General features: G+C 66.9%; 16 protein-coding genes. 13 read left to right on the top strand and 3 right to left on the bottom strand.

Going from position 1 to position 10,564, the window contains the following annotated elements; genetic code table 11:
* Positions 1-36 precede the first annotated feature (36 nt).
* Both LDO41_RS27740 and LDO41_RS27735 read left to right on the top strand, forming a co-directional pair.
* The gene (locus LDO41_RS27740; protein WP_223994171.1) at positions 37-453 is read left to right on the top strand and encodes a hypothetical protein; all 417 of its coding nucleotides are present in this window, start codon (positions 37-39) and stop codon (positions 451-453) included.
* A 15-nt stretch (positions 454-468) separates the two neighbouring features.
* Positions 469-1,689 carry a hypothetical protein gene (locus LDO41_RS27735; RefSeq protein WP_223994170.1) on the top strand — a complete coding sequence of 407 codons (1,221 nt, stop codon included), beginning with the start codon at positions 469-471 and terminating at the stop codon, positions 1,687-1,689.
* A gap of 209 nt (positions 1,690-1,898) precedes the next feature.
* Here the strand turns inward: LDO41_RS27735 and LDO41_RS27730 are convergent, their stop codons facing one another.
* Complete coding sequence (locus tag LDO41_RS27730) at positions 1,899-2,594, bottom strand: ATP-dependent DNA ligase (protein ID WP_223994169.1); 696 nt, start codon at positions 2,592-2,594, stop codon at positions 1,899-1,901.
* Between the two features lie 274 nt (positions 2,595-2,868).
* Between LDO41_RS27730 and LDO41_RS27725 the strand changes: the two genes are divergently transcribed.
* From LDO41_RS27725 to LDO41_RS27675, 11 genes are all read left to right on the top strand, one after another.
* Positions 2,869-4,386 (top strand): PIN domain-containing protein, encoded by a 1,518-nt coding sequence (locus tag LDO41_RS27725; protein WP_223994168.1) that lies wholly within the window; start codon positions 2,869-2,871, stop codon positions 4,384-4,386.
* Positions 4,383-4,748, top strand: coding sequence for a hypothetical protein (locus LDO41_RS27720; RefSeq protein ID WP_223994167.1), 366 nt, complete (start codon positions 4,383-4,385; stop codon positions 4,746-4,748). The genes LDO41_RS27725 and LDO41_RS27720 overlap by 4 nt, the downstream gene beginning before the upstream one ends.
* An 82-nt stretch (positions 4,749-4,830) precedes the next feature.
* Positions 4,831-5,160, top strand: coding sequence for a hypothetical protein (locus tag LDO41_RS27715; protein ID WP_223994166.1), 330 nt, complete (start codon positions 4,831-4,833; stop codon positions 5,158-5,160).
* Between the two features lie 41 nt (positions 5,161-5,201).
* Positions 5,202-5,483: a hypothetical protein gene (locus tag LDO41_RS27710; RefSeq protein ID WP_223994165.1), complete on the top strand. Its 282-nt coding sequence runs from the start codon at positions 5,202-5,204 to the stop codon at positions 5,481-5,483.
* A 60-nt stretch (positions 5,484-5,543) separates the two neighbouring features.
* On the top strand, positions 5,544-5,873 hold the full coding sequence (locus LDO41_RS27705; protein WP_223994164.1) for a hypothetical protein: 330 nt from the start codon (positions 5,544-5,546) through the stop codon (positions 5,871-5,873).
* A complete protein-coding gene (locus LDO41_RS27700) occupies positions 5,857-6,426 on the top strand; it encodes a hypothetical protein (protein WP_223994163.1) in 570 nt (189 codons plus the stop codon). Before LDO41_RS27705 ends, LDO41_RS27700 begins: the two co-directional genes overlap by 17 nt.
* Positions 6,423-7,112 carry a hypothetical protein gene (locus LDO41_RS27695; protein ID WP_223994162.1) on the top strand — a complete coding sequence of 230 codons (690 nt, stop codon included), beginning with the start codon at positions 6,423-6,425 and terminating at the stop codon, positions 7,110-7,112. Before LDO41_RS27700 ends, LDO41_RS27695 begins: the two co-directional genes overlap by 4 nt.
* Before the next feature lie 8 nt (positions 7,113-7,120).
* On the top strand, positions 7,121-7,291 hold the full coding sequence (locus LDO41_RS27690) for a hypothetical protein (RefSeq protein WP_223994160.1): 171 nt from the start codon (positions 7,121-7,123) through the stop codon (positions 7,289-7,291).
* 84 nt (positions 7,292-7,375) lie between these two features.
* Positions 7,376-7,525, top strand: a complete 150-nt coding sequence (locus LDO41_RS27685; protein WP_223994158.1) for a hypothetical protein — start codon at positions 7,376-7,378, stop codon at positions 7,523-7,525.
* 48 nt (positions 7,526-7,573) lie between these two features.
* A complete protein-coding gene (locus LDO41_RS27680) occupies positions 7,574-9,070 on the top strand; it encodes a hypothetical protein (protein WP_223994156.1) in 1,497 nt (498 codons plus the stop codon).
* Positions 9,071-9,290: 220 nt separating this feature from the next.
* Complete coding sequence (locus LDO41_RS27675; RefSeq protein WP_223994155.1) at positions 9,291-9,587, top strand: hypothetical protein; 297 nt, start codon at positions 9,291-9,293, stop codon at positions 9,585-9,587.
* A gap of 417 nt (positions 9,588-10,004) precedes the next feature.
* On the opposite strand, the gene LDO41_RS27670 is transcribed toward LDO41_RS27675, so the two are convergent.
* Together LDO41_RS27670 and LDO41_RS27665 are read right to left on the bottom strand one after the other, a co-directional pair.
* Entirely contained in the window at positions 10,005-10,295 is a 291-nt protein-coding gene (locus LDO41_RS27670) for a hypothetical protein (protein ID WP_223994154.1), read from the bottom strand.
* A 15-nt stretch (positions 10,296-10,310) separates the two neighbouring features.
* Positions 10,311-10,517 (bottom strand): hypothetical protein, encoded by a 207-nt coding sequence (locus LDO41_RS27665; protein WP_223994153.1) that lies wholly within the window; start codon positions 10,515-10,517, stop codon positions 10,311-10,313.
* Positions 10,518-10,564 lie beyond the last annotated feature (47 nt).

Raw genomic sequence — 10,564 nt, 5'->3', positions numbered from 1 at the left:
GCCGCCGTTTTACTTCCCCATTCGATAGGAGAGACCATGATCCAGAATGCTTCTCAGAGCACGGCGGCCGCAGCCACCGTGCCCCCCGTGGACCTGCCCGTGACGGCGCAGATCGTGCTCGATGTGCTGGCCGCACAGGGCCGCGAACCCGATGACCAGCTGGTCAAGCAGGTGGTCGACGCGGCGGCCAACATGCAGCGCGTACTGGCGCGCCTGCGCAGCGCCGGCGACACCGTGCTCGATGCGGTGCGCAAGATGCCCGAGATGCCGGGCGAGCAGATCGCGGCGGCCGAATCGGTGGTGGCCCGTGTTATCGAGCATACCGAAGCGCTGATGCTGGTGCGCCAGTCGGTGACGGCGCTCGTGCTGCCGGCCGATGACGCCGAGGTGGCGGCGCTCATCGCTACCAGCGATGCGCTCGCGGATGCGGTGTTTGCCGCCGTAGCCGCCTGAGACGGGGAGCCACAGATGAATTTTGTCGCACTCAACGACAAGCTCGGCGGTATTGTCGAACAGATGACGCCGCCGTCTGTCAGGGCGTCTGCCAAAGACCTGCACGCCCATTTCGCGGCCCGCCATGAAGCCGCTTACGAACGCATGGTCTCGTTGCGCGAGCAGACCGACAAGGTCCATTCCGTCGCAGCGGTGGCGGCGGTCGGTGGCAGCATTGCTGCGCTGGGTATGCTGGCGGCGTCGACCGCGCCGGTGACGATCCCGTTGGCTAATGCGGTATGGATGGGCTCGCTCGCTGTGGCGGCGGCACGGTTGCTCGTGCATCAGGCCCGATCCTTCCTGACCGAGGAAGAGCTCGATCGCACCCGCTACATGGTGTCGGAGGCCTCGCACGATGAAATGGCCGCCGGCTATGCCCGTGACGCAGAAGGGGGCCTGCTGACGCGTCTCTACCGGCGCACCCGGGATCTGGTTGCAGGGCACGAGCGGCGTGCTGAGGCGATCGTGGCCCAGATGAGCAGCACGGGCTTCTCTGGTCCGGAGCACGTGAAGGCCGTCAAGCAGATCCTGCGCGGCGCGGCCACGCCGGCGTTTGTGACCTATGTGCAGCGCAACGCCGTCGCGCCACATACGGCCGCCGCGCGGCTTATGGCGCGGCTCTCGGAGTTGCCGGACGTCAATCTGGCGGCGCTGGCGCCGACGGGGTTGATCGGCAAGCCCGGCATGCCCCGGGTGGGCACCACACTGGGCGGCTTCGCGCCGGCCGGCCGTGCGTCGTCGCTACTCGCGGATCTGGGCCGTACGACGGCCCCGACCACGCACTATGGCTATATCGCCGCCAGCGAGAGCGAACGCAGCTTCCTGCAGAGCTTGGGCGTGGAGCTGGGGGTCTACAACGACAACGAGGGGCGCTTCCCCGCCAAGGTGGATCCAGCGGCGCTGCGCCAGTTGGAAGAGCATCGGGATACGTTCCCGGCGGAGCTCTATGCCTTTCAGGATAGCCGGGTGGACAGCCGGACGCTGCTGCTGGACATCAATCTCGATCAGGCTCTGCCGGAGACGCTGTCGGGCTATCGTGCGTTCCTGCGCTACACGGTGGGTACGGAACTGGGGGGCATGCGCGCCGCGAGCGTGCTGTCCGACGTCAACCGCGAGATGCACCAGCGCGCCGCCCGTCTGCGTGCGGCACCGACGGCTGTGCCAGCGGTGCAAACGGCACCGGGCTTGGCGATGTAGCGGACGAGCCGAGCGGGGCCGCCCAGCGGCCCACGGATGACGGCGCAGAAAAGGCCGGCGGTGCGCATGCGCGTCCGCCGGCCTTGTCGTTTCGATGGGGTCAAGGGTGCGCGCCTGCGCCGTGTCCTCTATGCCGCATGGGGCACCGGATCCCGAGGGTGAGCCCACGTAGCTTGCCTCGGCGCGCGGCGGGGGAGTGCGGGAGGGCACTACGCTCCCAATTCCCGCCGGAAGCGGCCCGGGGCGATGGCGCCCGGACGCTTGATTTTGATCCAGTCGGCAGAGGCGCCGGCCACGTAAGGGCTGCCCAGCCGCTTGCCGACCATCCCCTCCAGTTGCATCGCCAGCACCAGCGCCCAGAGGGCAGTGGCGTCGGAGGTGTCGTCGACGTACAGCAGTTGCGGGGTGCCGGCCAGCAGGGCTTTCAGGCGCGCCCGCCGGGCTTCGAGGGGCAGGACGCGAATGTCGAGGCCGTCATGCACCAGCAGGTCGAACACGGCGTACACCACCGGGTCGCATCCCGGCACCCAGCCGCGCCGCAGCGCGCGGGCATGCAGCCGGTTGAAGTCGCTCACGCCCCGTGCGTCGAGCACCGTCACCTCGCCGTCGAGCACGTGGCGCCCGCCAAGGCTCGCCAGTATCGGATGCAGCTCCGGAAACCACGGGGTGGCATCCGCACCGTAGCGGGTGCGCAGGGCCACGGGCGCGGCCCTGCGACCTTTGGCTGGCGCGGCGCCCGCGAGGGGCGCGGTATCGGCCAGTAGCCTGTAACCGTCAAATTTTGGCTGGAATTGCCAGTGCCCGCTGGCTGGCACGTGGTGGACCAACCGGGCCAGCATCGGGTCGAGCGATGCCAGCGCCGGCGGCGAAGGAGGACCGGAGGAAACCGAGGGTCGGCGTGGCATGGGAGGCTCCGCTGACGACAAATCGTGCGTTCGAGTATTCCAGAAGTATGCCGTGGCCTCCTGCAGGCCGCGCCGATCGGCTATCGGGCCGTGTCACCGCGCCGTATGGGCGTTGCCGCAAACACGATACGCGATTACCATCCAACCATGGTGAATGTGCATATTTCTCGTAGATATACGCAATTGCGGATAGAAAATAAACATTAAAACGAAATGAGGGCGTATGACCGAACGCTTTTATGGACGGGTGCTGGCCCCCGAGGCCAAGCGGGCCGTGCTGGAAAGTCTTGGGGTGGAGGTGGCGCCGCTGCGCAGCCACGATGACCTGTGGTTCCATGTCCGCTGCGGCATCGATGGCTATGACGCGCTCGGCGCGCTCGGCGACGAATACGAGCATGCGCTCGCGCGGCGGGCCCCGGATATCCATGGCCCGCTGTCGGTGGTGACGCTGGGCCGGCAAGCGCGCGACGCGGAGGCCGCGTATCTGGATTTTGTCGCGGCGCATCTCGGTCCGCTGCCCGCGTGGCACGGCATTCAGCAGGCGGCGCTCGCCGGGGAGGGCGTCCAGTGGCGCGCCGGCCTGTCCGACGCGCAGATCGCCGCCGTGCTGGCCGCGCAGGGCGAGGGAATGAGCCCCGCCAAGGTCGGCCGCTACCCTACGCTCGACGCGCTGGTGGCGCGGGCCGGTGGCAGCCGCCATTGGGCCGAGGGCGAGATCTTCAGCTTCGCGCTGGACGACACGCGCTTTGTGGTGATGAAACAGATCGCCCCGGCCAGCTGCGAGATGATGACCTTCACCCAGAACGGTTTCCATACGGTGCTGAGCGCCTATCGCTATACCCCGCAGGAACTGGCGGACGCGCTGATGGGTTACATGGGCGCGGCGCACGCCCCGGCGCTGCGCTACCAGCAGGCGCCCGGGACCGCGCTCAATGGCTTCGTCGTGGGCCATCGCGCGAAGCTCTATCGCCGTGACGCCGGCGAAGCCACTATCGTGGGCGTGCGCGCGGAAGCCGGCAGGCCGCTCGTCGCGCTGCAGTTCGACACGACGCAATACACCGACGCGCCCCAGCGTGCGCCGTTCCTGCATCTGGAGCTCGATGGCACGGAGCTGGCGGCCACGTGGGCCCCCACACCGCCAGCGGCGCCGGGCACCGTCACGCCGGACGGGCGCCGCGTGCGCGTGCTGCCCGATACGCCGCCGTACCGCGACGCGATCCTGCTGCTGCATGGCACGCGCATCGAATTCACGGGCGAGGACGGCAAGACCCATACCGGGCGCGTCGGCAACAAATATACGGTGGATGACCGCGCGGCAGGCCGCGCGATCACGGTGCGCACCGAAGGCTTCCATCCCCGCAACCCGTCGGCCGGCTCGGCGACGATCAGCGAAGAGGCCATCACGCGCATCGTCGAACTGTCGGGCGGGAGCGCCGATTACGCGCGCACGCCCCGCGAGGCCCGCATCGCCACCGTCGCTGCCATGCGCTTTCGGGCCCAGTGGGATACCACCTTCGCGCAGCCGGGCGAGCGCGAGGTCGATGCCGCGAACTTCAGCGCCGCCGCCGGCTACACCGACGCCGACCGACGGGCCATCGCCGCGCTGGCGGTGGGGCAGGAGTGGGTCTGCCCGACGTACGGCCGGTCGCACACCGTGCGGCGCCTGCCCGACGGGGGGCTGACGCCCGATCCGGCCCGCATGGCCGTGATCGAACAGGAGTTCGTGGCGCCCGAAACACCGTCGCCGCCTACGGCGTGCGCGTCAGCGCGCGGGACGGACCTGCAGCCATGACGGACACGCGGAGCACGATCAGTTCCGTGCTGCGGACGTTGCGCGACGCGTGGCTCGCGCGCGGCGAGGCGACCGATGCGCAGGGTATCAATCGCGGCCTGTGCGAGGAGTTCGCATGGGAGGCGATCGGCGTACTGGCCGTCCATGGCATGGTAGCCGTGGAACGCGATGCCTTTGATGATGGCTATCCGGGCCACGTGTGGATCGAAGCGGAAGGCCGTCACTACGACGCGGAAGCCTGCGCCGGCGTGGCCGACTGGCGCGAGCTGCCGCTGTTTGTACGCAGTCGGGCCAAGGAAGCGACGCGCGCAGTGCGGCGGCCCAGTCCGGCGCAGTCTGAATGCGCGTTGCCCGAGCCATAAGCGCGGCGGCGTGCGCCCGCCCCCGGAAAACGCGGGGGTTACGAGACAACCCTGTGGCCGTAGTGCCGCGAAGGACCTAACCATGACGAACCCCGACGGCTGCTTCCTGCGCTGCGGCGACCCAGATTGCAACGAAGGCCCGTTTCCGGTCACTGCAACGCAGTGTCCCCACTGCGGGCAGGCGTTACTCAAGCCTTTCCATCCAAGCAGCCAGTACGACGCCGCCCGGCAGGCTTGCATCTGTAGCGACTGTGGACTGATCGCCCACAGCGAGGGACTGGCTCGTGTGCGGGCCTACGCGGCGAGCGGCAAGCTCGATGCCTTTGCCCCCGAGCTCGCCGCAATGCTGCGGCAGCCGCCCAAGGGGCCGGCCCCGGACCGCTTGGCGGATCCGCTGGGTGAGCAGGCATGACAACGCTTCACATATCGCCAATTGACGACGCTAACCCTGATATGACTGTTTCCCTGCTGCCTGAACCCTATCGCCGCGCGCTGCAAGCGCTCAAAGATCAAGCCGCTGCCGCCACGCTGCCCCTGCAGGTCCCCGCCGACCCGGCCACCATCTCCGCTAGCAAGGCCAAGCTCGCCGACGCGCAGCGCCGCATGGCCGCACACGACACCGAGATGCGCCACATCGTGCGGCTGGTGCTAAAGGCCAAGCCCCCCGTGAGCATTCCGGACCTGAGCGAGTCCCGGCTGGCCGAGATGCTGGGCCTCGCCACGCCGGCCCACTGACCGCCCCCGTTATCCAGCATTCCCGCATTCCCGCTATTCCCCCTTACATAGGAGATCCCCATGCCCCCTTTCGTACAAACTGGAATGACCGTCTGCGCCTCAGTTGCCTGCTTCGCCTTGGGCCTGTACTGGATGCCCGACGAGGGCCGCCGCGTCGCCCTGCAATGGCTGGCTTTCGGCATCGCCGTGCTGCTTGGGATGGCCGTGATGGCCGCCGTAGCGTCCGCATGGCGCCAGCGCCGCGCCGCCTACCGCAAGGCCTGCGTGGTCCGGGCGCTGGCCAAGCAGCACTCGGACACGGCGATTACGCCGCTGTCCAACGGGCGCTACCTCCTCACCGATCTGGCAACCGGGCGCGCGCTCGGGGACGTCGATGCGAGCGGCCGCTGAAGTCCTGAGCCGGTCTGGTGCGCCCGATCTGTTCGCCTTGGCGCTGCAGGTACGGTGCAGCTGGGCGCTCACGCAGATCTACGCCGACGGGCGCGCAGATGACGGCCACGCGCAGGCGCTGGAGCGCGCACTGGACGCGCTCACGCGTGTGGCCGGCGATGCGCCGTGCCCGCTGCTGCTGGTGGACGTGCCGATTCTGGCCGAGGCCTACGCGGAGGGCGTCAAGGGCTGGGCGGACTGGCGCGCCGAGCGCGAGGCGGAGCGCATGGCCGAAGCCGCCGAGGCGGCCGAGCAGATGCGTGTGGCGGTCCTCGTGGCCCGCGACGATTGGGCCGCGCTGCAACTGCCGCGCCCCGAAATGCTGAGCGGCAGGCTGCTCGCTGGCCATATCGAGCAGGTGCGCGAGCACTCGCTGAAATACGCCGATGGCGTTCTCTGGTTCACCAATCCCTATGGCGTGGACGGCGTGCTGGCCGGCGCGCCAGACGTCCCCGCCATGCGCCGGTTCCTGACGGACATGGCGCAGCAGGTCACCTACGGACCCACACCATGATGACGATGCCCCAACGGCCGCGCGGGGGCACCACGCGGCCACCGATCGAACTGGGCGCCAGCGGCGCTCACCTCCGGCTCTATCCGGGCACGGACCTGTGGGTCGACGTGCCACGTGCCGTGGCGCTGCACCTCTTTGCGCTGGTGTGCCGCGCCAACGTCGCCAAGGGGCGCAGCTGGGACCGTTTCTGGCGCGCGCTGACGCAGATCGAGCGGTCGATGACGGTGCTCTTCGTGCAGGCGAACGGCCAGTGGGAGGTGGCGTTTCCGCCCGAGGCTATGCTCGGTACCACGATCTGGCTGAGCGGACTCGCGGAGGACTTCCGGGCGGTGGCCGCCGGCCGCTGCCGGCCCCCACTGGCCACGGATGTCGAGCAGGAATTCGAGACGCTGTATGCCGTCTATGTGCGGGCCACGGTTTCCCCGGATCGCCTGCAGGCCGCGTGGGCGGCCCAGTTCCCTAAAATCCATGCGTTGCTCGATCGCACGGGCGTCCTGCAGATCCTCATGACCGATGGCCGGTGCTATGCGCAGGCGCAAGTGGAGGCTATCGTCGAGCGCGTGTTACTGGAGGGCGGGGAGCAAGCCGTGCAGCAGATCGAGGGCTGGACCCACGGGCAGCGGTGCCGCAACGACGCACGCGTGTTTGCGGCCTGCGCACAGCGGCTGGCGGGCACAGAGGAATAAACCAGCACATGGAAACCAACGACACCATCATGCCAGAGCGCTACGCGGCCGTGGTGCCGACGGCGGAAGACGCGGGCGCGTGGCAACGATATCGGGGATCAAATGCGGCCATGTGGAGGCCGGCGGCCACGAAGACTGATGCCACTACTGAGTTGGCGATGTCGCTTGGTGTAATGTAATGTCAACGAATGCAAGCTGGTATTGTTTGAACGATGACACGTACACGGAAAGCGACGGCGCCCACGCCCGAGATATTGGAGCGCATGCGCAAGAAGCTGGGCGAGCGTCCCCGGCCGGAGGGCGACGACGCCGTCTCTGCGGATGTCCTCAGCAATCCAGACCCTGAGCGGCATCTGCGGGTGCTGCACGAGCGCGATCGCAAGGCCGCACTCGAAAAGCCCGACAAAATATAGATCGTCGCGGGCGATAATGCCGTCCTCGCCACATTGCCCGCAGCGATCGTGTACTACCACCTTTACAAGCCACTACGCAACCGGCTGCGTCGCTACGCGCTGCGCCCGTGCCTGCACCAGCTGTGGTTCATTTTCCAGCACATCCGTAACGGCAAAGACTGCCCCTATCCCATGCGAAGCCTGAGAGGGCGCGTCCAGCCATGGGAAATCAGCCTGCTGGTGCGTGAGCTGGTCCTCAACGCTGGGGACCACGGTCGGACGTTCCGGCAGTACGATGACTTCGCCGACGCCATCAACGGGGTCAAGGCCCTTGGTGAGAAGATCCACAAGCAGGTCATCACGCCGCAGACGGTGATGGACGAGGCGTCGGCGATCGCGCACCAGCAGGCCCCTTGGTTCGAGCACAGCGCGCACGTGGGGCTGCTGCGGTACTGGCGGCTACTGCGCACACCAGATGTCGCCCGCATCTTGGAGCGCATGTTGGGCGTGGACGTGCGCAAGGTGTTTCAGATCGGGATGGTCGGTGGCGGCGAACTCATGGGCCTGCCATACGTGGACACGCGCCGTAACTTCGCGGACATCCGGATCGCGCCTGAGGAGGTGGCGCGGTTCTACGCGCCCATTATCACGACGGTCGACGGCCTGCGCGAGCGGCTGCAGAGCGCGCAGCGTTACGACCGGAACTGGGCGTACACATGGAACGCGCTCGAAGCGACGCCGCTGATCCAGCTGGATTCGGCCTTCCCGCATCGATTCACGGCACCGGTGCCGGAGCTGCAGCTGCGGGCGTTTGCGCAAGGGGTGTATTACGCGCTCGTCAACGATGCGGAGTTCGGGAACGCCTTCGGAAAAGCCTTCGAGACCTATGTCGGCGATGCGCTGCACGAGATCTTCCCGGGACCGATGTACCGCGTGCAGGCGGAGACGCCGTATCAAGTGGGCAGGAACCAGAAGCACGGGGCGGACTGGATTGTGAGTGATCGCACGGGCCACCTCTTCTTTGAGTGCAAGACAAAGCGGGTGCGTCTTGAAGCGAAAATGGCAGGCGACGTGGCGGCGGTGGAAGGCCAGTTGGACGCGATGGCCAAGTTTGTCGTGCAACTGTACAAGAACATTCGCGACGCTGAGGGAGGCCTGACAGCGTGGCGACCGGATCGTCTGCCGATCTACCCCGTGGTGCTCACATTGGAAGACTGGCACCTGTTTGCGCCGTGGATGGTTGCCAAGCTCAATGCGCTGATCGTGGCGGGTCTCCAAAAGGCTGCGATCCCCGAGGCGGTGCTGCAGGAGATGCCTTACACGATCACCTCGGTCGACGACTTCTTCGGTGGGGCGCTTGTGGCGAGCGCCACCGGGATCGAATCGTTTTTCCGACCGAAAACGCAACCGGCATACGCGACGTGGATGCTGCGGCCCTATGCGAACCAGTTCTATCCGGAACTCGTGAGGCAGACGCACAAGCTGCTGTTCTGGGACGACCTGAAGGACATTCTGCCGTATGCGGAACTGTTCGGCGTGCCGGCCACGGATGAGGACACCATGTGATCTCGCCCGCCCTCCGCGTATTGTGCGGAACCGCACAGACCGACAGATCAGCGGTGACAAGATGCGCGAACCTGTCACTTGATTGAGCGCCGACACATGTGGCGATGCCGCGCGAATCTCGCGATCTTGCCACATTCGTCAAGCGAGTCATACGAGCTCCCGCTCGCAACGGTGAGGGCGGCGGCCGCACGTTTCGCCGCACCATCAACTGGAGGGCCCCATGCGCAAACTTCGTCTAGCTGTTGTTTTAGCGGCCTGCTTTGCAGGCGCCGCCTACGCCTATCCCGCATTCCGTTGGGAAGCGTCCGGCTCCAACTTCTACATCTTTGCCACGAACACCGACGACAAGGCATGGAACTGCAGCGTGAGCTACACCTTGGTCGCCGATAACGCTCCGCAACAGAGCTTCAACAGATCGTTCGGCGTGCCACTGAAAGCAGATGGGTGGGTGCTGCATCACCCTACAACGTGGACCAACACGCAGCTGGTTGGCGATCCCAAAATCAACTGCAACTGATTTCCTTTGAGCTGCCCCGGACCGGGGCGCGGCGGGCCGCAAGGCCTTTGGAAAATAGTTGATTCCCCGGCCCCACGCTCTGGCCGGACGTGCTGGAGCATGCGATCCGCACCTATACGGAAGAGTTGGCCGCTGGGATGACAGTGGCCAAGGCACTTCATGCGCGTCAGTTGGTTCACTGGTGGCATTTGTCGCGGCTCATGCTGGAGTATTGCGATGACACGACGCGGGATAGCTATGTACCCGACGGCAATGGCGGGCGGCGTCCATGCGCCGAGTATGAGCTCATCATGTGGTATTACCGGAATCTCGTGTACTGGCTCATTCCTGCGCGGCGGGCGGCGTCGGTGTGGTGGCAATCGGTGATCGCCTGGTCGGGGAAGAGTTCAGCAATGCCCACGGTCCGGGTCCTGCTGGTCAGGGCAGCGCAACGAGCCGGCACTCGTCCTCGAACGCCACACTGCGTTTGACCATCTGCCGCAGCGCGGCGAGCGCCCGGCCTGCCGAGGCATAGGCCTTGGCCGGCTGGGCGTCGTCCCGGCCGGAGACGAAGCGCTGGCCATCCCACCACCGGCGGGTCGTGACGGGCACGCCGCCCACCTGCTGCACGCGATCGCGGGCGATGGCAAAGCGGGGCTTAACGGCCTTGGCGTCAGCGAGGCCGGTGGCTGGGCCGGCGGCGGCGATGGCGGTGATGGAGGAGGGCATGTTCACGGCACCGTGTCAGCGGGCAGCGGGGACGGTCGCCATGGCGTTGCCCAGTTCGCGGATGCGGTTCAGCAGCGCGGTGGGCACGCGTATCGTCATGCAGCTGCTTTGCGACGTGGCGGTAAGCTCGCGCGTGTGCTTGTACTCTTCGCCCGAACGCTCGGCAAAGCCGACGATGGTCCGGATCAGGTCTGCGGTCTCGTTATCGATGGTGACGCTCATTTGCGGCTCCAGATTGGGGGTAAGACAATCCGCTATCGCGGGTCAAA

The organism is Cupriavidus pampae, from assembly GCF_914271485.1.
GTDB classification, from domain to species: domain Bacteria; phylum Pseudomonadota; class Gammaproteobacteria; order Burkholderiales; family Burkholderiaceae; genus Cupriavidus; species Cupriavidus pampae.
The sequence above is the reverse complement of the archived record's forward strand: the minus strand, read 5'-3'. Positions and strand labels throughout refer to the sequence as shown.

Bases quoted from the DNA above. Each gene is read 5' to 3' on its own strand.
- LDO41_RS27720 (WP_223994167.1), top strand. From the start codon at position 4,383: ATGACGGACACGCGGAGCACGATCAGTTCCGTGCTGCGGACGTTGCGC.
- LDO41_RS27740 (WP_223994171.1), top strand. From the start codon at position 37: ATGATCCAGAATGCTTCTCAGAGCACGGCGGCCGCAGCCACCGTGCCC.
- LDO41_RS27735 (WP_223994170.1), top strand. From the start codon at position 469: ATGAATTTTGTCGCACTCAACGACAAGCTCGGCGGTATTGTCGAACAG.
- LDO41_RS27670 (WP_223994154.1), bottom strand. From the start codon at position 10,295: ATGCCCTCCTCCATCACCGCCATCGCCGCCGCCGGCCCAGCCACCGGC.
- LDO41_RS27715 (WP_223994166.1), top strand. From the start codon at position 4,831: ATGACGAACCCCGACGGCTGCTTCCTGCGCTGCGGCGACCCAGATTGC.
- LDO41_RS27705 (WP_223994164.1), top strand. From the start codon at position 5,544: ATGCCCCCTTTCGTACAAACTGGAATGACCGTCTGCGCCTCAGTTGCC.
- LDO41_RS27730 (WP_223994169.1), bottom strand. From the start codon at position 2,594: ATGCCACGCCGACCCTCGGTTTCCTCCGGTCCTCCTTCGCCGCCGGCG.
- LDO41_RS27700 (WP_223994163.1), top strand. From the start codon at position 5,857: ATGCGAGCGGCCGCTGAAGTCCTGAGCCGGTCTGGTGCGCCCGATCTG.
- LDO41_RS27675 (WP_223994155.1), top strand. From the start codon at position 9,291: ATGCGCAAACTTCGTCTAGCTGTTGTTTTAGCGGCCTGCTTTGCAGGC.
- LDO41_RS27695 (WP_223994162.1), top strand. From the start codon at position 6,423: ATGATGACGATGCCCCAACGGCCGCGCGGGGGCACCACGCGGCCACCG.
- LDO41_RS27710 (WP_223994165.1), top strand. From the start codon at position 5,202: ATGACTGTTTCCCTGCTGCCTGAACCCTATCGCCGCGCGCTGCAAGCG.
- LDO41_RS27690 (WP_223994160.1), top strand. From the start codon at position 7,121: ATGGAAACCAACGACACCATCATGCCAGAGCGCTACGCGGCCGTGGTG.
- LDO41_RS27685 (WP_223994158.1), top strand. From the start codon at position 7,376: ATGCGCAAGAAGCTGGGCGAGCGTCCCCGGCCGGAGGGCGACGACGCC.
- LDO41_RS27665 (WP_223994153.1), bottom strand. From the start codon at position 10,517: ATGAGCGTCACCATCGATAACGAGACCGCAGACCTGATCCGGACCATC.